14 protein-coding genes are annotated in these 20,554 nt (G+C 72.7%); 2 read left to right on the forward strand and 12 right to left on the reverse strand.

What is annotated here, in order from left to right; genetic code table 11:
- Positions 1–41 precede the first annotated feature (41 nt).
- The 10 genes from ABZZ04_RS18260 to ABZZ04_RS18305 all read right to left on the reverse strand — a co-directional run bounded on the left by ABZZ04_RS18260 (position 42) and on the right by ABZZ04_RS18305 (position 15,270).
- The gene (locus ABZZ04_RS18260; RefSeq protein ID WP_356933228.1) at positions 42–611 is read right to left on the reverse strand and encodes a GNAT family N-acetyltransferase; all 570 of its coding nucleotides are present in this window, start codon (positions 609–611) and stop codon (positions 42–44) included.
- A gap of 52 nt (positions 612–663) precedes the next feature.
- Positions 664–1,509, reverse strand: coding sequence for a GNAT family N-acetyltransferase (locus tag ABZZ04_RS18265; protein WP_356933229.1), 846 nt, complete (start codon positions 1,507–1,509; stop codon positions 664–666).
- Positions 1,510–1,698: 189 nt separating this feature from the next.
- A complete protein-coding gene (gene ispG / locus ABZZ04_RS18270) occupies positions 1,699–2,853 on the reverse strand; it encodes a flavodoxin-dependent (E)-4-hydroxy-3-methylbut-2-enyl-diphosphate synthase (RefSeq protein WP_356933230.1) in 1,155 nt (384 codons plus the stop codon).
- A 179-nt stretch (positions 2,854–3,032) separates the two neighbouring features.
- Positions 3,033–4,343 (reverse strand): site-2 protease family protein, encoded by a 1,311-nt coding sequence (locus ABZZ04_RS18275; RefSeq protein ID WP_356933231.1) that lies wholly within the window; start codon positions 4,341–4,343, stop codon positions 3,033–3,035.
- A complete protein-coding gene (dxr, locus tag ABZZ04_RS18280; protein WP_356933232.1) occupies positions 4,340–5,593 on the reverse strand; it encodes a 1-deoxy-D-xylulose-5-phosphate reductoisomerase in 1,254 nt (417 codons plus the stop codon). The genes ABZZ04_RS18275 and dxr overlap by 4 nt, the downstream gene beginning before the upstream one ends.
- 270 nt (positions 5,594–5,863) lie before the next feature.
- Positions 5,864–7,111: a 3-phosphoshikimate 1-carboxyvinyltransferase gene (gene aroA, locus ABZZ04_RS18285; RefSeq protein WP_356933233.1), complete on the reverse strand. Its 1,248-nt coding sequence runs from the start codon at positions 7,109–7,111 to the stop codon at positions 5,864–5,866.
- Positions 7,112–7,189: 78 nt separating this feature from the next.
- Positions 7,190–9,157 carry an acyl-CoA dehydrogenase family protein gene (locus ABZZ04_RS18290; RefSeq protein WP_356933234.1) on the reverse strand — a complete coding sequence of 656 codons (1,968 nt, stop codon included), beginning with the start codon at positions 9,155–9,157 and terminating at the stop codon, positions 7,190–7,192.
- A 331-nt stretch (positions 9,158–9,488) separates the two neighbouring features.
- Positions 9,489–10,934, reverse strand: coding sequence for an aldehyde dehydrogenase family protein (locus ABZZ04_RS18295; RefSeq protein ID WP_356933235.1), 1,446 nt, complete (start codon positions 10,932–10,934; stop codon positions 9,489–9,491).
- A gap of 261 nt (positions 10,935–11,195) precedes the next feature.
- Positions 11,196–12,770: a PucR family transcriptional regulator gene (locus ABZZ04_RS18300; protein WP_356933236.1), complete on the reverse strand. Its 1,575-nt coding sequence runs from the start codon at positions 12,768–12,770 to the stop codon at positions 11,196–11,198.
- A gap of 145 nt (positions 12,771–12,915) precedes the next feature.
- Positions 12,916–15,270: an ATP/GTP-binding protein gene (locus ABZZ04_RS18305; RefSeq protein ID WP_356933237.1), complete on the reverse strand. Its 2,355-nt coding sequence runs from the start codon at positions 15,268–15,270 to the stop codon at positions 12,916–12,918.
- A 298-nt stretch (positions 15,271–15,568) separates the two neighbouring features.
- Between ABZZ04_RS18305 and gabT the strand changes: the two genes are divergently transcribed.
- A complete protein-coding gene (gabT, locus tag ABZZ04_RS18310; RefSeq protein ID WP_148839648.1) occupies positions 15,569–16,909 on the forward strand; it encodes a 4-aminobutyrate--2-oxoglutarate transaminase in 1,341 nt (446 codons plus the stop codon).
- Between the two features lie 389 nt (positions 16,910–17,298).
- Positions 17,299–17,964 (forward strand): phosphatase PAP2 family protein, encoded by a 666-nt coding sequence (locus ABZZ04_RS18315; RefSeq protein ID WP_356933312.1) that lies wholly within the window; start codon positions 17,299–17,301, stop codon positions 17,962–17,964.
- On the opposite strand, the gene ABZZ04_RS18320 is transcribed toward ABZZ04_RS18315, so the two are convergent.
- On the reverse strand, positions 17,915–19,738 hold the full coding sequence (locus ABZZ04_RS18320) for a glycoside hydrolase family 18 protein (protein ID WP_356933238.1): 1,824 nt from the start codon (positions 19,736–19,738) through the stop codon (positions 17,915–17,917). The two genes, ABZZ04_RS18315 and ABZZ04_RS18320, sit on opposite strands and share 50 nt — an antisense overlap.
- A 145-nt stretch (positions 19,739–19,883) precedes the next feature.
- Positions 19,884–20,375 (reverse strand): hypothetical protein, encoded by a 492-nt coding sequence (locus ABZZ04_RS18325; protein WP_356933239.1) that lies wholly within the window; start codon positions 20,373–20,375, stop codon positions 19,884–19,886.
- Positions 20,376–20,554: the final 179 nt, after the last annotated feature.

A 20,554-nucleotide genomic window follows, 5' to 3' on the forward strand; every position in this document is an offset into this window, starting at 1 on the left:
GCCGGGCAGCACGGGTGGGCGGAAATCCATTGGCCTCCGGGTCAGTGCGCGCGGCGCAGCGGGAGCGGGGCGCCCATCACCGCGTACGGCTTGGGAGCGCTGGGAAAGAGCACCTGCCGGGCCAGGTCCTGGTAGCCGAGACTGCGGTACAGACCGCGTGCCGGGCTCTCCGTGTCGATCGCGGAGAGGATGGACCGGGGCTGGTCGACGGCGTCCGTGATGGTGGTGATCAGCGTGCGGCCGATGCCGAGGTTCTGGAACTGCGGCAGGACGTGCAGTTCGGTGATGACGAAGGAGTCGTCGAGCCAGTGCGCGGAGCCGGTGGCGCGGAGGTAGGGCTCGACGACGGTGGACCACCACTGGCCGCGTTCGTTGGGCATGCCGTAGACGAAGCCGACGAGCCGGTCGCCGGGGGTGGTGGCGCCGAGGGCGCGGGCCTCGGGGTGGTCGAGGTGTCTGAGGACGATGTGGCGTCGTACCTCGACCTCTTCCGGGCCCAGTCCGAAGGCGACCGCCTGCACGGCGAGCGCCTCGTCCACGCGCGCGGCGAGATCGATCGGCCCGATCCGGACGCTGGGAATGCGGGGGGCGCCCCCGGGAACTGCTGCCATGGACCGACCCTACTGGCCCGGCGGGATGTGCGGTACGGGACGGCGGGGCCGGTCAGAACAGCACGCTCATGAACGCGCCGGTCTCGCGGAAGCCGACCTTGGCGTACGCGCGGCGGGCGGGGGTGTTGTAGTCGTTCACGTAGAGGCTGACGACGGGGGCGACGTCGGCCAGGGCGTAGCGCAGGACCGCCGCCATGCCGGTTTCGGAGAGGCCCTTGCCACGGTGTTCGGGGGCGACCCAGACGCCCTGGATCTGGCAGGCCTGGGGGGTCGCCGCGCCGATCTCCGCCTTGAAGACGACCTTGCCGTCCTCGATCCGGGCGAAGGAGCGTCCGGAGCCGATGAGTTCGGCGACGCGTGCCTGGTAGAGGAGTCCGCCGTCGCCCGCGAGCGGGGAGACGCCGACCTCCTCGGTGAACATCGCGACGCAGGCGGGCATCAGGACGTCCATCTCGTCCTTGCGGATGCGGCGGACGAGGGGGTCGGGGGCGACCTCGGCGGAGGGGCTCTCGGTGACCATCAGCGGCTGGTTGGCGCGGACCTCGCGGGCCGGTCCCCAGCCGGGTTCGAGCAGCCGCCACAGCTGGGCGGTGGGTTCCGCGGGGCCGACGATGGAGGAGCAGCGGCGGCCGGCCCGGCGGGCCCGGTCGGCGAAGGCCCGGACGGCCTCGGGTCCGGCGCAGATGGGGACGAGGTTGGCGCCCGAGTAGCAGAGCGAGCGCAGTCGTCCGTCGGCGTACCAGCCCCACATCTCGCCGCCCAGGCGCCAGGGATCGAGACCTGCGATCTGGACCCGGGACGTGACGAAGGCGTTGGCGACGGGCTCGCTCTCCAGGACGGCGAGAGCGGCACCGAGGTCGCTGGGTTCGAGGACCCGGGTGGTGGTCTGCGTCAACACGAGGGGGCCTCACCATACGGTCTGCTGATTTCCGCACTGTACCCAAAGAGGCTCATCTGCGCCGCTCGTGCTCGTGATCGGCTTTCCGGGCGCACCGTGAGGTCGCTCACGACGGCGCCCCGCCGGACGGGGTCGTCCGGCGGGGCGCCGTGGGATTGTCGTGCGGTCCGGCCGGGGCCGGAGGCCGGTTCAGCTGACGGAGACCTCGGGCTCGCCCGAGGCGACGCCGTCCTTCTCCATCTGCTCGGCGATCTTCAGGGCTTCCTCGATCAGCGTCTCGACGATCTTCGACTCGGGCACGGTCTTGATGACCTCGCCCTTCACGAAGATCTGTCCCTTGCCGTTGCCCGAGGCCACTCCCAGGTCCGCCTCACGGGCCTCGCCGGGGCCGTTGACGACACAGCCCATCACGGCCACCCGCAACGGGACCTCCATGCCCTCCAGCCCCGCCGTCACCTGGTCGGCCAGCTTGTACACGTCCACCTGGGCCCGCCCGCACGACGGGCACGACACGATCTCCAGCCGCCTCTGGCGCAGGTTCAGCGATTCCAGGATCTGGATGCCGACCTTGACCTCCTCGGCCGGCGGCGCGGACAGCGAGACCCGGATGGTGTCCCCGATGCCCTCCGACAGCAGCGCGCCGAAGGCCACCGCCGACTTGATCGTGCCCTGGAAGGCCGGCCCGGCCTCCGTCACGCCCAGGTGCAGGGGGTAGTCGCAGCGCTCGGCCAGCTGCCGGTAGGCGTTGACCATCACGACCGGGTCGTTGTGCTTCACGGAGATCTTGATGTCCCGGAAGCCGTGCTCCTCGAACAGCGACGCCTCCCACAGCGCCGACTCCACCAGCGCCTCCGGGGTCGCCTTGCCGTACTTGGCCAGCAGCCGCGCGTCCAGCGAGCCCGCGTTCACGCCGATGCGGATCGGGGTGCCGGCCTCGCCCGCGGCCCGCGCGATCTCCTTGACCTTGTCGTCGAACTGCTTGATGTTCCCGGGGTTCACCCGCACCGCCGCGCAGCCCGCGTCGATCGCCGCGAACACGTACTTCGGCTGGAAGTGGATGTCCGCGATCACCGGGATCTGCGACTTCTTCGCGATCGTCGCCAGTGCGTCCGCGTCGTCCTGCGTCGGACACGCCACGCGGACGATCTGACAGCCCGACGCCGTCAGCTCCGCGATCTGCTGCAGCGTCGCACCGATGTCGGAGGTGCGCGTCGTGGTCATCGACTGCACCGACACCGGCGCGTCCCCGCCCACCGCAACCGACCCGACCTGGATCTTGCGGCTGACCCTCCGGTCGGCGAGCTTGGTCGGAACGGACGGAATTCCGAGAGAAATCGCAGTCATGCGCTGAGCATCCCCAAGGTGTGGATCGAGGTCCCGAGATCGGCGGGCTCCGGCCTTCGAGGTTACGGCACCGGCGGCGGCCCCGAGCACACCCTGCCCGAAGGTGCAGCACCGAATGGAGCGGCCCGGCACACGCTGTGTGCCGGGCCGTCACCCGCCGTGCACGGGGCGGGCGGTGGTCAGGAGATCTTGACCGGGTTCACGATGTCGGCCACCAGCACCAGCAGCGTGAAGCAGATGAAGACGCCGGCGACGACATAGGCGACCGGCATCAGCTTGGCCACGTCGAACGGGCCGGGGTCGGGGCGCCGGAAGACCCTGGCCACGTTGCGGCGCAGGGATTCCCAGAGCGCCCCGGCGATGTGCCCGCCGTCGAGCGGCAGCAGGGGCAGCATGTTGAAGAGGAACAGCGAGAGATTGAAACCGGCCAGCAGGAACAGCATCATCGCGATCTGGTTCTGCGCCGGTACGTCCAGCGTCATCACCTCGCCGCCGATCCTGGCCGCGCCGACCACGCCGACCGGGGAGTCCGCCGCCCGTTCGCCGTCGCCGAAGGCGGCGTCCCACAGGTCCGGGATCTTGGACGGGAGGGCGATGATCGAGTCGACGCCGTTCTCGATCATGTCTCCCATCCGGACCACCGAGTCGCCGAAGGAGAGCGGGACGATCTCGGTCTGGGCGGCGAAGCCGAGGTAGCCGGCCTTCACGTACTCGTCGGGGATCACCTCGCCCCTGGAGTCCTTCTTCGCCACCGCGTTCTCCTTGAGCACGGCGTGGAGGGTCTTCTCCTGGCCGTCGCGCAGGACGGTGATGGTGGCGGGGCCGATGGTGTCGCGGATCTTGCCGGAGAGCGTGTCCCAGTCGGCGACCTTCTGGCCGTTGAAGGCGACGATCTTGTCGCCCTCCTCCAGTCCCGCCGCCTTCGCGGGCGAGACCGGGTCGGACTTCTTGCAGGTGTCGCGGTTCTCGCTCTGGGCGATCACGCACTTCTGGACGCCCGCGACCTCGGTGGTCTGGGTCTGGAAGCCGAAGGTCATCGCCACGCCGAGGAAGATCGCGACGGCGAGGACCAGGTTCATGAACGGTCCGGCGAACATCACGATGACGCGCTTCCACGGCTTGCGCGTGTAGAAGAGGCGCTTCTCGTCGCCGGGTTCGAGTTCTTCGTAGGCGGCGGACCTGGCGTCCTCGATCATGCCGCGCCACGGCGACGTGGAGCGCGCCTCCAGGCGCCCGTCCTCGCCCGGCGGGAACATGCCGATCATGCGGATGTAGCCGCCGGCCGGGATGGCCTTGATGCCGTACTCGGTGTCGCCCTTCTTCCGCGACCAGATCGTCGGTCCGAAACCGACCATGTACTGGGGGACGCGGATGCCGAAGAGCTTCGCGGTCGACAGGTGCCCGAGTTCGTGCCACGCGATCGAGAACAGCAGGCCGATGACGAAGACGGCGATGCCCAGAATCGTCAACAGGACCGTCGTAATGCTCATGCGCGCGCCTCCGCTGTCGCTTTCGCCGAGAGTTCACGGGCCCGGACGCGGGCCCAGGTCTCCGCTTCGAGGACGTCTGCGACCGTGAGCGAAGTTCCCGTGGCGGGGGTGCCGTGTTCGGCCACCACCGCCGTGACCGTATCCATGATTCCGTTGAACGGCAGCCGTCCCGCGAGGAATGCGTCGACGCACTCCTCGTTCGCGGCGTTGAAGACGGCCGGGGCGGTGGCGCCGAGTGTGCCGACGTGTCTGGCCAGTCCCACGGAGGGGAAGGCCTCGTCGTCCAGGGGGAAGAACTCCCAGGTGGACGCCTTCGACCAGTCGAACGCGGGGGCGGCGTCCGGGATGCGGGCGGGCCAGCCGAGACCGATGGCGATCGGGCCGCACATGTCGGGGGGCGTGGCCTGGGCGAGGGTGGAGCCGTCGGTGAACTCCACCATGGAGTGAACGTACGACTGGGGGTGGACGACGACCTCGATCCGGTCGAACGGGATGTCGTAGAGGAGGTGGGCCTCGATGACCTCCAGCCCCTTGTTGACGAGCGTGGCGGAGTTGATCGTGATGACCGGTCCCATGGCCCAGGTCGGGTGGGCGAGGGCCTGTTCACGGGTGACGCCGGCCAGTTCGTCCCGGGTCCGGCCGCGGAAGGGGCCGCCGGACGCGGTGACGACGAGCTTGCGGACGTCGGCGCGGGTCCCGGCGCACAGTGCCTGGAAGAGCGCGGCGTGCTCGGAGTCGACCGGGATGATCTGTCCGGGCTTCGCCAGCGCCTTGACCAGCGGGCCGCCGACGATCAGCGACTCCTTGTTGGCCAGGGCGAGGGTGCGGCCGGCTTCCAGCGCGGCGAGGGTGGGGGCGAGCCCGATCGATCCGGTGATGCCGTTGAGCACGGTGTGACAGTCGCTCGCGGCGAGCTGGGCGGCGGCCTCGGGGCCCGCCAGGATCTCGGGGAGCGGTTCGCCCGGCCCGTACTGCTCGCGCAGCGCGTCGCGGAGTGCCGGTACGGCGTCCTCGACGGCGACGGCCACGGTGCGCACCCGCAGTTGCCGCGCCTGCTCCGCGAGGAGGGCGACCCGCCCGCCGGCGGCGGAGAGCCCGGTGACGCGGAAGCGGTCGGGGTTGCGCAGCACCAGGTCGATGGCCTGGGTGCCGATGGAACCGGTGGAGCCGAGGATGACGAGATCCCGGCGGCCTTCCGCTGCGTCGAAGACGAGGTGCGGGTCGGCGAGGGGGGCAGGGCTGTCGCTCATGCCCCCCATTCTTGCCGCATCCCCCGCCGACGTGGACAGTGCGTCCCGGTCGCCCGGTCCCGGGCTTGCCGGCCGGTGACCGCACGGGGCCTCCCGTACCGGGACGTTCGCGGTCATCCGGCCATGTCGCCCGCCGGCCACGGACCGGGGCCGGGTCGTGCCCGGCCCCGGTCCGTGGTCGCGCTGTCCGGTGGTCCGCGGCCGGGCGGTCCGGTGGCCCGTGGCCGGACGGTCCAGTAGTCCGTGGCCGGACGGTCCGGTGGTCCGCGGTCAGACGGTCTGGTGGTTCATGGCTCCGACGAACTCGGCGAACGCCTCGTGGAACCCGGGGAACGTCTTCCGGACACATCCGGGGTCGTCGAACGTGATGCCCGGCACCCGCAGTCCCGCGACGGCGAACGACATGACGATGCGGTGGTCGCCGTGGGTGGCGATCTCGGTGGGGCGGGGAGTGCCCGGCCGGATCTCGATCCAGTCCGGCCCGGTCTCGGCCGTGATGTCCATCCGTCGCAGGTTCTGGGCGCAGGCCTCCAGCCGGTCGCACTCCTTCACCCGGGTGTTGCCCACGTCCTCGATGCGTACCGGGCCCGAGGCGAAGGGGGCGAGTGCGGCCAGGGTCGGCATGGTGTCGGAGATGTCGCGCATGTTGACCGTGACGCCCGAGAGCCTGCCGTCGGAGCGGACGGTGGTGGACTCCTTCGTGACCCGCACGTCGGCGCCCATGCGGCGCAGTACGTCGACGAACCGCAGGTCGCCCTGGAGCGCGTCGGTGCCGAGCCCGGGGACGGTGACCTCGCGGCCGGTGAGGGCCGCCGCGGCGAAGAAGTAGCTGGCGGTGGAGGCGTCGGGTTCGACCGTGTACGTGGTGGCCCGGTAGCCGCCGGGCGGCACGGTGAAGACGTCGCCGTCCCGGACGACCTCGACGCCGAAGTCGCGCATCATCGCGAGGGTGATCTCGACGTACGGGGCGGAGACCAGGTCGGTGACGGTGATCCGCAGCCCGTTCCCGGTCAGCGGGCCGAGCATCAGCAGTGCGGTGAGGTACTGCGAGGACTCCCCCGCGTCCAGGGTGATCCCGCCGCCCTCGATGCCGTGCGCCTCGATCCGCAGCGGGTGGTGCCCCTCGGCCCCGCCGTGGCGCAGGTCGACGCCGAGTGCGCGCAGTGCCCCGGTGAGCGGGGCGAGGGGGCGGCGGCGCATCTGGGCGGAGGCGTCGAAGCGGTAGGTGCCGCAGGCCGCGGCGGCGGCCAGGGTCGGCAGGAAGCGGGCCGTGGTGGCGCCGTCGCGGCAGTGGACGTCGGCGTCGGTGACGGCGGGGCCGGCCGGGCGGCCCTCGATGTGCCAGCGGTCCGCCTCCTGCGTGATCCGGTAGCCGAGGCGGGTGAGCCCTTCGGCGAAGCCCTCGGTGTCGTCCGAGCGCAGGGGCCGTACGAGGGTGCTGGTGCCGTCCGCGGCGGCGGCCAGGAAGAGGGCGCGCGCGGTGACGGACTTGGAGCCGGGGAGGTGAATGACGGTCACGACCGGTCATCCTGCCGCACCGTGAGCGGCCGTACGGGGCCTGTCCGGTGCGTGGACGGGCCCCGTACCGCGGGTGGTTCAGCGGATGGTGCGGCGGACGTCGTCCCGGACGCTCGGCCCCGGTGCGGTGTCGGCGATCCAGGGTCCTTCGCCGCTGGGGTCGACGACGCCTTCCTCCAGCCAGGTGTACGCGCCGGACAGGACGCCGTCGACCAGGCGCCGGTCGAGGTCGTCGGTGTTGGACCACAGGCGGGTGAAGAGTTCCTCGGTCCGGACCCGGGACTGGTGACAGAACACGTCGGCCAGCCGGTACGCCTCGCGGCCGTGTTCGCCCGAGGAGCGCAGCAGTTCGGCGCGGACGCACGCGGCGCTCATCGCGAAGAGTTCCGCGCCGATGTCGACGATCCGGCCGAGGAAGCCCTGTTTGGTCTCCATCCGGCCCTGCCAGCGCGACATGGCGTAGAAGGTGGCGCGGGCCAGCTTGCGGGCGGATCGTTCGACGTAGCGCAGGTGGGCGGACAGGTCCGGATGACCGGCCGGGTTGAACTCGGCGTACGTGCCCGGGAGTTGGCCGGGTCCGGTGACGAGGCCCGGCAGCCAGCGGGCGTAGAAGCCGGCCGCGTTCGCCCCGGCCCGCGCCTTCGCCGAGAGGGATTTGTCGGGGTCGATGATGTCCCCGGCGACCTTCAGGTGGGCATCGACGGCCTCCCGGGCGATCAGCAGGTGCATGATCTCGGTCGAGCCCTCGAAGATCCGGTTGATCCGCAGATCGCGCAGCAACTGCTCGGCGGGCACGGCCCGTTCGCCGCGGGCGGCGAGGGAGTCGGCGGTCTCGAAGCCGCGTCCGCCCCGGATCTGGACCAGTTCGTCGGCCATCAGGCAGCCCATCTCGGAGCCGTACAGCTTGGCGAGGGCCGCCTCGATGCGGATGTCGTTGCGGTCCTCGTCCGCCATCTGGGAGGCGAGGTCCACCACCGCTTCGAGGGCGAAGGTGGTCGCGGCGATGAAGGAGATCTTGGCGCCGACCGCCTCGTGCCGGGCGACCGGCCTGCCCCACTGCTCGCGCCGCGAGGACCACTGACGAGCGATTTTCAGACACCATTTGCCGGCGCCGACGCACATGGCGGGCAGGGAGAGCCGTCCGGTGTTGAGCGTGGTGAGGGCGATCCTGAGTCCGGCTCCCTCGGGGCCGATGCGGTTCGCTGCGGGGACCCGGACGCGGTGGAAGCGGGTGACGCCGTTCTCCAGGCCGCGCAGGCCCATGAAGGCGTTGCGGTTCTCGACGGTGATGCCCGGGGAGTCCGCCTCGACGACGAAGGCCGTGATGCCGCCCTTGTGCCCCTCCGACTCCGGCACCCGGGCCATCACGACGAGCAGGTCGGCGATGACGCCGTTGGTCGTCCAGAGCTTCACCCCGTCCAGGACGTAGTGGTCGGGTCCGTCCGGGACGGCCGAGGTGGCGAGCCGGGCCGGGTCGGAGCCGACGTCCGGCTCGGTGAGGAGGAACGCCGAGATGTCGCTGCGGGCCAGCCGGGGCAGGAAGGCGTCCTTCTGCTCCTGGCTGCCGAAGAGCTTCAGCGGCTGGGGCACGCCGATGGACTGGTGGGCGGAGAGCAGCGCGCCGATCGCCGGGTTCGCGGAGCCGACCAGGGCGAGGGCCTTGTTGTAGTACACCTGGGTCAGGCCGAGCCCGCCGTACTTCGGGTCGATCTTCATCCCGAGTGCGCCGAGTTCCTTGAGGCCGTTGATCACCTCGTCCGGGATGCGGGCCTCGCGCTCGATGCGGGCGGCGTCGATCCGGGTCTCGCAGAACTCGCGCAGCCGGTCGAGGAACGCCTCGCCGCGCCGGACGTCGTCCGGGGGCGGCATCGGGTGCGGGTGGATCAGATCGAGCCGGAAGCGGCCGAGGAACAGTTCCTTGGCGAAGCTGGGCTTGTGCCAGTCCTGTTCGCGCGCCGCCTCGGCCACCCGGCGCGCTTCGCGCTCGGTGACGCCGGGCGCGTCCTTCGACGCGGACGATGAGGAGGATGCGGATGGTGCGGACATGAGGAGCTCACCTCGCCGCTTCGCGGGTGGGGGGACGGGGCCGGTCCGCGCGGGGCGCGTCCGTGCGCCCGCCCGGCGTCACCGGCCGGCTCTACTCGTCCGTGTGTACCCGACTCCCGGCGGGCCCGCCATCGCCCGGGTACCGATCGGGTCGGGCGCCACTCCACTGACCCGCCCGCGGTGGCGGCCGCGGCGGGGCGGTGGAACGGGGTGGAGAACCGGGACGGCCGGAGCCCCCGCACAGTCGGGCTCCGGCCGTTCCGTGGTCGCCCGCGTGCTGTCCAGGCGGACGCGGGCGACGACGGTGGATCGGCTCGTGGCCGATCGTGGACTACAGGGCGAGGCCGGTGAGGACCAGGACCCGCTCGTAGGTGTAGTCGTCCATGGCGTAGCGGACGCCCTCGCGGCCGACGCCGGACTGCTTGGCACCGCCGTACGGCATCTGGTCCGCGCGGTAGGAGGGGACGTCGCCGATGATCACGCCGCCGACCTCCAGGGCGCGGTGGGCGCGGAAGGCGGTCTGCAGGTCGTGCGTGAACACCCCTGCCTGCAGGCCGTACTTGGAGGAGTTGACGGCCTCGAACGCCTCGGCCTCGCCGTCGACCTTCTGCACGGAGAGCACCGGTCCGAAGACCTCCTCGCAGGAGAGGGTGACGCCGTCCGGGAGCTCGGTGAGCACGGTGGGCGCGTAGGTGGCGCCGTCCCGCTTGCCGCCGGTGAGCAGCTGGGCGCCGGCCTGCACGGCCTCGTCGACCCAGGACTCGACGCGCTTGGCGGCGTCCTCGCTGACCAGCGGGCCGACCTCGGTGGCGGGGTCCGACGGGTCGCCGGTGACCTGGGCCTCGACGGCGGCGACGATCTTCGGGAGCAGCCGGTCGTGGACCGCGGCGTCCACGATGACCCGCTGCACCGAGATGCAGGACTGGCCGCCCTGGTAGTTGGAGAAGGTCGCGATGCGGGTCGCGGCCCAGTCCAGGTCCTCCTCGGAGGCGTAGTCGCCGAGGACGACCGCAGCGGCGTTGCCGCCGAGCTCCAGGGTGCAGTGCTTGCGCGGCACCGACTCCATGATCGAGTAGCCGACCGGGCCGGAACCCGTGAAGGAGATGACGGGCAGGCGCTCGTCCTGGACCAGGGCGGGCATGCGGTCGTTGGGGACCGTCAGCACGGACCACGAGCCGGCCGGCAGGTCGGTCTCGGCCAGGATCTCGCCCAGGATCAGCGAGGAGATCGGGGTGGCCGGTGCGGGCTTCAGGATGATCGGGGCGCCGACGGCGATGGCCGGGGCCACCTTGTGGGCGCTCAGGTTCAGCGGGAAGTTGAACGGCGCGATGCCGAGGACCGTGCCGCGCGGGAAGCGCCGGGTCAGGCCGAGGCGGCCGGTGCCGCCGGCGTCGGTGTCCAGGCGCTGGGCGTCGCCGCCGTTGAAGCGGCGGGCCTCCTCGGCGGCGAACCGGAACACGGAGACGGCACGGCCGACCTCGCCGCGGGCCCACTTGATGGGCTTGCCGTTCTCGGCGGAGATCAGCTGGGCGATCTCCTCGGTGCGCTCCACCAGGCGCCGTACGACGTGGTCGAGGGCGGCGGCCCGGACGTGGGCCGGGGTCGCGGCGAACTCCTCGCGCACGGCGTGCGCGGCCGCGACGGCCTCCTCGATCTGGGCGTCGGTCGGCACGCTGACGGTGCCGACGAGACGGCCGTCCCAGGAGTTGGTGACGTCGAAGCTGTCCTCACCGGTGGCCTGGCGGCCGGCGAGCCAGAAGGCGTGGGTGGAAGTCATGGAGGTCCGGCCCTTCGGAGTCGTGGGGGTGTGCTGTCCCCACCGTAGGGCCGGAGGGCGCGCCTGGCGTTTGTCCGGCGTGGAGCAGTACGTGTCGGGGGCACGCCGCTTTGTCCGATGCGGCGGGTACGGACGCGGACGTGACGGGACCGGGCGCGGACGCGGCGGGCACGGATGCGACGGGCCTGCGCGGACGCGACGGGACCCGGCGTGGAACGTTCGGCTCCGGCCGGGGGCGCCCGCGCGTGTCCTCCGGCGCGGTCACGACTCCGGGGGCGGCGGGTTGCTCGTGGCCTTCAGGGCCAGCCACAGCTCCATCCGGACGTCCGCGTCGTCCAGCGAACGGCCCAGGATCTCCTCCACCCGGCGCATCCGGTAACGCAGGGTGTGCCGGTGCACGCCCAGGTCCACCGCCGCCGCGTCCCACTGCCCGTGGTGGGCGAGCCAGGCGCGCAGCGAGGCCACCAGGTCGCCGCGCCCCTTGGCGTCGTGCTCGCGCAGGGCCCGGAGCATCCCGTCGGCGAAGGCCCGTACCGCGTCGTCGGCGAGCAGCGGGAGCACCGAGCCGGCCGCGAGCTCCTCGTGCTCGACCAGTGCCCTGCCCCGGCGCCGGGCCACCGACAGGGCCTGTTCGGCCTGCTTGTACGCGGCGGAGACGGCGATCGGGCCCGCCGGTGCGGAGAGGCCCACGACCACCCGGCCCTCCTCCGTGCCCCCTTCGGCGGGGGTCCGCGCCTCCTGTGCCTCCGCGCGGGCGGCGCAGGCCGCGACCGCGGCGCCGCCGTCCGCGGCGAGGACGACGAGCCGGTCGCCCTCGGGGACGGCGAGCAGGGCCTCCCCGGTCCGGAAGGCCGCCGCCTCCATCGCCTCGCCGAGCGCCGCCGGAACCGCGGGGTCGGACGCCTCCGCGATGAGCAGCCGGAACGGGGCGTCGAGGAGGTCCCCGTACAGGTCCCCCGCGACCGCCCGCGCGTGGTCCGGCTGACCGGCCAGCAGCATCCGCAGCACCGCGGCGCCGAGGCGCTGCTCGGCGCCCTGGAGGGACCGGGAGCGGGCGGTGGTCAGGGTCAGCAGGGCGACGGCGGAGTGCACGGCGTACCGTCCGGCGGTGCCGAGCGCCGCGTCGGTGCCGACGGCCAGTGCTCCCCCGACCCGGCGGCCGGTGCCCAGGGACTGGAGCTCGACCCGGTCCTCGGCGCCGCCGACGACCATGCTGGCCGGGGCGGGACGGTCCCGCAGCCGTTCCACGTCGGGGGTGAGCCGGGCGGCCCGGCGGGCGGCCCATTCGGGGGCCGCGGCGACGACCTGGCCCGCCGCGTCGTACAGCGCTGCCCAGCCGTCGAGGTGGGCGGCGAGACGGCCGAGGAGTTCGCCGGGTCCGTCGCCCGAGAGCGCGGCCCTGGTCAGTTCCCGCTGGACCTCGAACCCGGCCGTCACGGCCCGGTACTGCTCCTCGGCGATCGTCGAGGACACGGCCTTGGCGATGGCGATGAACGGGGTGCGGCGGGGCACTTCGAGCAGCGGGAACCCGGCCTCCGCGGCGGCGTCGATCAGCGCGCGGGGCACCTCGTCGTAGTTGACGCCGACGGCGAAGCCCAGGCCGACGACCCCGGCCCCGGCCAGCCGCCGTACGTAACGCCGCATCGCCTCGGGGTTCTCGGCGTCGAGGTTGGTGGCGGTGACGAGCAGGAACTCGCCGCCCTCCATGTACGGGACGGGGTCGGTCAGCTCGCTGGCGTGCGCCCAGCGGACGGGCACGTCGAGCCGGTCCGCACCCGCGCGCACCGTGAGTCTGAGCGCGGAGTGCTGGACGAGCGAGGCGAGAGTGAGGGGCATGGGAAGCGCGGGACCTCGGGGAGTCGGTTTTCGCCGTCCCGTATGAACGACTCCCGTCAATTCTGCCAGAGCGGCAGGGTCCGCCATGACCATGGCGGCGGGGTCCGTCATGGTCATTCCGACGGACCCCGCGCCCGGCGCCCCCTCAGCCGTTCAGGTCCACCAGCAGGGGCGGCGCGTGCTCGTTGTCGACCGTCGTCAGGGAGAGGACCGCGTGCCCGGCGGGCACCTGGCGGGCCAGCTCGGAGGCCGACCAGCGCTCCCGCTCGACCTGGCGGACGGTGACCGCGTCGGTGGTCACCGCCTTGCCCGTGACGAGCTTGCGCAGGGCGTGCACGGCCCGGGTGAGCGGCTGGTCGGCGAAGACCGTGTGCTTGGCGACCTCGGTGGTCTCCACCCACTCGGTGCCCCACGCCTGCGCGAAGAGCCGCCCGTCCCAGGTGGTGACGCCGGAGAAGGCCATGTGGCAGCCGAAGGAGCCCAGCAGCGTCGTGTGCAGGCCCTCGGGGACGTCGTCCAGCCCGCGCAGGGTGAGCAGCACCCCCGCGTTGCGGCTCCGCAGCCGCTGCACGGCCCGTACGGACTCGGCGGTGACGGTGTGGGTGGCGTCGTCCAGGGCCAGGAAGGCGAACAGGGAGCGGTTCGTGCGGGCCGCCGCGCCGGCGGTGAACTGGGCGAGCACCAGACGGGTGAGGAGGCGGGCGGCCTCCGGGTGGGCGCGCTCCGGGAGGTCGATGCGGACCCGCAGCGGGTGTTCGAGGGTGCGCGCCGAGAAGGCGCGGGGGTCGGCCCCGGGGTCGAAGAAGCCGGCGAAGGCCGGCCGGTCCAGGGACGCGAGCCGCTCGGCGAGCCGGAGGCCGGGGTCGCCGGGGGTGGCCGTCTGCCGGACCCGGCCGTCGAGTTCGCGGATGTAGGAGCGGTGCGTGTCGGCGTCGAGCCGGGCCCGCAGCTCGGCCAGGGCCCCGGGCGAGCCGTCGAGGAGTTCGCGGAGCACCGGGACCGCGGGGAAGCGCCCGTGGGCCGCCCGGTACGGGCCGAGGAGCTGGGCCAGCGCCGTGGTGGCCCGTCGCGCGTCGACGTCGGGCAGGTCCCCGGCGAGTGCCTCGGCGAGCAGGGCGGCGGCCTCGTCGGCGTCGTCCGTTCCGCTGTACAGGTCCAGGTCGTGGGCGGAGGACGGGTCGCCCGGCTTGATCACCACGTCGTAGCCCTCGTCGGCCCCGAGCGGGGTGCCGGCCGCGCAGACGGCCACGACCACCGCCTTCCCGGCGAGGGCCTGGAGGGCGAGCGACTCCACGACCGGGCGCACCAGGCGCCCGGTCTTGCCCGCGCCGAAGGGTCCGACGGCCAGCAGGGACGCGCCCAGCACCGCCGGGTCGACGGCGGCGCCCGCGCCCCGCCGGGCGGCCGGGCTGCGGTCGTGGTCCGGGTAGCGGCCGAGCCGGACCTGCGAGGTGAGCAGGTCGTGGGTGGCGGAACGGGCGGGCAGGTCCCGGGCCCCCGAGGGGTGCGGGCAGGCCGCCGCGCCCTGGCCGAGCACGGCGTCGACGAACGGGCGGAGCCGCGCGGGGTCGGCCGTCACTCCACTCCAGGCGCGCCGGATGCGTACGCAGTCGACGTCGTTCATGCGGCCGGCGCGCTGCTCCTCCGCCAGCCGGTCGGCGGCCTCCTGCTGGCCCGCGGCGCGCAGCAGCGGCCAGTCGGCCGGGTCCTGTGCCGGTGCCCGCTCCGGCTCCGGGGCGTTCCTGCGGCCGCCGCGCAGCTCGCGGACGGTCCCGGGCCAGTCGGCGGCCCGTCCGATCAGCAGCAGAATCACGGCGGCGCCCGTCAGGTGGAAGACGGTCGTGAAGGTCTCCACCTGCGCCGCCACCTCTTCAGCGGTGCCGCTGAAGAGCCAGGAGTGCGGGGTCAGTCCCAGTGCCAGGTTGTCGAAGGGCAGCACGTCGTCGGCGTTCACGAAGCACCAGATGAGCACGGCGGCGGTCAGCACGGTGCGCAGCACCCGGCTCGGCAGGGGGTGGTCGACGGCGTAGCGGCGGAACACCTCGCGCCAGTTGCCGAGACGGCCGAAGCCCCAGATCACCAGGACGGCGACCAGGCTGTTGTAGACGGCGAGCGCGGTCACGGCCGACATGGGGCGTTCGAGCCCCCACCAGTCGGAGGGGGTGACCAGTTCCAGCAGGATGCGGCTGTGGGGCACGTAGCCGTTGCGCCAGAGCGACCAGACCAGCAGGGCGGCGAGCAGCGCCACCACCGCGCCGCTGATCAGGGACCGGTCGGGCACCCGGTCGGGGTCGGCCTCGGGCCGGGGCCGGTGGCCGAACCGCCACAGGCCGGGCTCGGCCGCCGCGCGCGGGGTGCGGATCCAGTCCCCGAGGGAGGGGCCGGCGGAGGGGGCGTGGCCGGGCCTCGGCGGCAGTTCGGGCGGTGGCGGGCCGGCCGGGCGCGGCACCGGATGGCCGGAGCGGGTGTCGCGCGAGCCGTACGTGCCCTCGGTGTCCATCTGCTGTCCCTCGTCCCCTGACCAGCTCCGACCGGTAACTCCGGGCGCGGGCGCCCGAAGTCATCAATCTAGTGCCCCGCGCCACCCTGTCGGACGCGGTCCGCCGGGATGTTCCGGGCCGTGCTCCGGGGCCCCTCGTCCGGTCCGCGCGCCGTGGCGGCGCCCGCCCCCGCGCCCCCGCTATGTCCGTGGCGGACAACGGCGCGCCGGCACCACTCCCGAACGGAACATGCCGGACCCCGGGCCTCGCCCCTAGCCTGCTGGGGAAGCGTCCGAAACATCCCCCCAGGAGCCCCTCATGACCGAAATTCCGCAGGAGCGACGCATCGTCACCGCCATTCCCGGCCCGAAGTCGGTGGAGCTGCAGGCCCGCCGTCTGAACACGGTGGCGGCGGGCGTGGGCTCCACCCTGCCGGTGTTCACCGCCCGCGCCGGCGGCGGAATCATCGAGGACGTGGACGGCAACCGCCTGATCGACCTCGGCTCCGGCATCGCCGTGACGTCGGTCGGCGCCTCCGCCGAGGCCGTCGTGCGCCGCGCGTCCGCGCAGCTCGCCGACTTCACCCACACCTGTTTCATGGTCACGCCGTACGAGGGCTACGTCGAGGTCTGCGAGCAGCTCGCCGAGCTGACGCCGGGCGACCACCCCAAGAAGTCGGCGCTGTTCAACTCGGGCGCCGAGGCCGTGGAGAACGCGGTGAAGATCGCCCGCATCCACACCAAGCGCACCGCGGTCGTCGTCTTCGACCACGGCTACCACGGCCGCACCAACCTCACGATGGCGCTGACCGCCAAGAACATGCCGTACAAGCAGGGCTTCGGTCCGTTCGCGCCCGAGGTCTACCGGGTGCCGGTGGCGTACGGCTACCGCTGGCCGACCGGTGCCGAGAACGCCGGTGCCGAGGCGTCCGCCCAGGCCATCGACCAGATCAACAAGCAGATCGGCGCGGAGAACGTCGCCGCGATCATCATCGAGCCGGTGCTCGGCGAGGGCGGCTTCATCGAGCCGGCCAAGGGCTTCCTCCCGGCGATCGCCCAGTTCGCCAAGGACAACGGCATCGTCTTCGTCGCCGACGAGATCCAGTCCGGCTTCTGCCGCACCGGCCAGTGGTTCGCCTGCGAGGACGAGGGCATCGTCCCGGACCTGATCACCACCGCCAAGGGCATCGCGGGCGGTCTCCCGCTCTCCGCCGTGACCGGCCGCGCCGAGATCATGGACTCCGCCCACTCCGGTGGCCTCGGCGGTACCTACGGCGGCAACCCGGTCGCCTGCGCGGGTGCCCTCGGCGCCATCGAGACGATGCGCGAGCTGGACCTGAACGGGAAGGCCAAGCGCATCGAGGAGGTCATGAAGGGCCGCCTCGCCGAGATGCAGGCGAAGCTCGACAACGGCGACATCATCGGTGACATCCGCGGCCGCGGCGCGATGATCGCGATCGAGCTGGTGAAGTCTGGCACGAAGGACCCGCACCCGGAGGCCGCCGCGAAGCTCGCCAAGGCGTGCCACGCCCAGGGCGTGCTGGTCCTCACCTGCGGCACGTACGGCAACGTCCTGCGCTTCCTGCCGCCGCTGGTGATCGGCGAGGACCTGCTGAACGAGGCGCTCGACGTCATCGAGCAGGCCTTCGCCGGGATCTGACCCGTGCGGACCCCGGCGGCAAGGGACCGCTCCCCCGCCGGGGATGCAGGCGTCGCGTGTGGGCCTGTGAAGAAGGTGTGCGGGGCCGATGGCGGGATACGTTTCCGGCTGTCGGTCCCCCATCGGCTGCCGTACGGTTTGCGCAGATGAGAGAAACACCTCGCCCGCAGGGGACTGCGGGCGATGCCGGACCGGAGCCTCCCCGGCGCCGTTTCGGCCGTGCCCTCGGGCACAGCTCCGGAGCCCTGGGTTCCGGAACTCCTCACCGATCGGACGGCCGCCCGCCCCAGACCCCCCGGGGCGCGCGGCGGACCGATCCGACCGGCCGCCCCGGAACCACCCCCCCTGTTCCCGGGCGGCCGGCCCTTCTCCTTCTCCTGGCACCGCTCCTGTCGGTGCTGTTCGCGCTCACCACCTGGCAGGTCTCGGCCGACGGCCCGTTGCGCGGTCTCGACGAGCGGATCGGCCGGGCGGTCGTGGGGCACGGTCCCCTCCGGCTGACGGAGTTCCTCGCCGATCTCGGCAACATGCAGGTCGCGCTCCCGGTGCTGGGCCTCGCGGTCGTCCTGCGCCTGGTGCGCGGTGAGCGCCGTGCGCCGTCGTGCGCGGTCCTGGCCATGGCCGCGGTGCCGTTCCTCGTCGTGCCGCTGAAGGACTGGATCGCCCGTCCCGGGCCGCTGACGGAGGCCACCGGCTACTACCCGTCCGGGCACGCGGCGACGGCCGTGGTGGCGTACGGGGCCGCGGCGCTGCTGCTCGCGCCGCACGCGCGGCGGCCGTGGTCGTGGATGATGCCCGTCGCCGCTGCCTTGCTGGCCACGGCGACGGGCATCGGTCTGGTGCTGCGCGGCTACCACTGGCCGCTGGACGTGCTGGGCAGCTGGTGGCTGTGCGGTGCGCTGCTGGTCGTTCTCCGGCTCTGTTGCCCACCCGGGCGCTCCCGGCCGCCCGGGCAGGCGTCCCCGGTCGCCCGGGTCCGAGGGGTCCGGGCGGTCGGAGTGGGCGTCAGCTGCCGAAGTAGGCGTCGAAGTTCTTCGAGAACTCCCCGTTGTTGAAGCGGTCCCAGTTGATCGACCACGACATCAGCCCGCGCAGCTGGGGCCAGGTGCCGTGGGTGGTGTACGAGCCGCAGTCGGTCTTCTTGGTCAGGCAGTTCAGCGCCTTGGTGACCTCGGCGGGCGAGGTGTGGCCGTTGCCCGCCTGGGTGGAGGCCGGCAGGCCGATGGCGACCTGGTCGGGCCGCAGCGCGGGGAAGACCTTGGTCTGGTCGCCGGCCACCGGGAACCCGGTGAGCAGCATGTCGGTCATGGCGATGTGGAAGTCCGCGCCGCCCATCGAGTGGTACTGGTTGTCCAGGCCCATGATGGAGCCCGAGTTGTAGTCCTGGACGTGCAGCAGGGTCAGGTCGTCGCGCAGGGCGTGGATGACCGGCAGGTAGGCGCCGGCCCGGGGGTCCTGGCCGCCCCAGGGGCCCGAGCCGTAGTACTGGTAGCCGAGCTGCACGAAGAAGGTCTCGGGTGCCATCGTGAGGACGAACTTCTCGCCGTACTTGGCCTTGAGGGTCTTCACCGCGGAGATCAGGTTGACGACGACCGGGGTCGTGGGGTTCCGGAAGTCGGTGTCGCCGGTGTTCAGCGAGAGCGAGTGGCCCTCGAAGTCGATGTCGAGGCCGTCCAGGCCGTACTCGTCGATGATCTTGCTGACGGAGGAGACGAAGGTGTCCCGGGCCGCGGTGGTGGTGAGCTGCACCTGGCCGTTCTGGCCGCCGATGGAGATCAGGACCTTCTTGCCCGCGGCCTGCTTGGCCTTGATGGCGGCCTTGAACTCGGCGACGGACTCGACGTTCGGGCACTCGGTGACCGGGCAGAGCGAGAAGCGGATGTCGCCGGAGGTGACCGAGGTGGGCTCGCCGAAGGCCAGGTCGATGACGTCCCAGGAGTCGGGCACGTCCGCCATGCGGGTGTAGCCGGAGCCGTTGGCGAAGCTGGCGTGCAGATAGCCGACGAGCGCGTGGGCGGGCAGCTTGCCGCCGCCGTCCCCGCCGCCCGCCGTGGTGGTGGCGGACACGGCGGCGGACCTGGCGGACTCGCCCGCGGAGTTGGTCGCGGCGACCCGGAAGCTGTACGCGGTCGAGGCGGTCAGGCCGGTGACCGTGGCGGAGGTGCCGGTGACGGAGAGGACCTTGGTGTCGCCCCGGTAGACGTTGTAGCCGGTGGCCCCGGTGGAACCGGTCCAGGACAGGTCGACCGAGGAAGCGGTGGCCGTGCCGGCCTTCAGTCCGGTGGGGGCGGCGGGCAGTTCGACGGGGGCGCCGCCGGGGCCGACGAGGGTGAGGTCGTCGGCGTAGTAGGCCGGGGTGCCGTACCAGCCGTGGGTGTAGACGGTGACCTGCTTGGTGGCGGGGCCGGTTTTGAAGGTGGTGGTGAGCTGCTTCCAGTCGGCGGACGACTGGGTCCAGGTGTGGACGTCGGTGGTGCCGGTGCCCTCGGCGCCGAGGTAGACGTAGGAGCCCTGCACCCAACTGCTCAGCGTGTACGTGGAGTCCGGCTGGACGTTCACCACCTGGGAGCACTTGGCGTTGTCGCCGCCGGCCGGGGTCGCCTTCAGCGCCGAGGTGCCGCCGTGGGCGGGGGTGCCGACGGCGGCTCCGCTGCCGCCGGTGCAGCTCCAGCCGTCCAGGCCGGACTCGAAGCCGCCGTTGCGCGCCAGGTCGACGTCGGCGGCGGCTGCTGACGGGGCGAGGGCGGTCAGGCCGCCCGCGGCGAGCAGCGCGGCCGAGAAGGCGGCCACAAGTCCGGTAAATCGGGCGGGGGGTCCCGTGCGTTCCACAACGGCCTCCGTGCATGGGGGAATTGAGTGCGGCGGCCACAACATGGTCCAGACCAATCAGGTTGTCAAGACCTCTGGCAGTACCCCGCCGTACCCGCCGCCGACATGTCCCGTTTCCCGCCCTTCTCCCTCCTCCGTGGTTCCGTCAGTCCCTCCCGTTCCGTCCCCGCCCGCCGTTCCTTCCGCTCTCGGCCCGCCCGGCCGCCGCCTCGTGCATCGCGAGTTCCAGGAGTGTCGTGTCGACGAGGGTTCCCCTGCCGTCCGGCGGGATCAGCCAGCGCACCCCGCCCACCGCCGCCGTCCGCCCGGGGTACGGCACGCCGATCCAGGTTCCCCGGCCCGCGCCCCGTACGCCGGTGCCGACCCAGTGCGCGGCGGTGCCCGGCGGCACGAGGAAACCGATGCGGGCCCCGCCGGAGCCGGCGAGTACGGGGCCCGGCCCGTCGATGAGCCGGGTGAGTACGTCGAGGGTGGGACGACCCAGCTCCCCGGGAAGGATCAGCGCGTCCCAGCGCCGACCGGCGGGAAGGAGTGCGATCCCCCGCGGATCGCACTCCCATTCCCGTCGGCAGGCGTCGGGGTCGGGCGCCACCGATACGAGCCACTCGACTGCTGCTTCGGGCCCCGCGCCAGTCATGACCGGCCTCCGTTCCGTGTGCCGCGCGCCGGCCGTGGGTGGCCGGCGCGTCCACACGGGAGACAGGGGTCGCCCCGATCCATTACGCGGGTTCGGACGATCGGCCGGAACGGAACCGGGCCGGTCACCCCGAGGGGTGACCGGCCCGGTGTCCCGGCGGTCCGGCGGCCGCCGGGCGA

Origin of the sequence: Streptomyces sp. NPDC006435, from assembly GCF_040612315.1 — a bacterium.
Classification (GTDB): Bacteria; Actinomycetota; Actinomycetes; order Streptomycetales; family Streptomycetaceae; genus Streptomyces.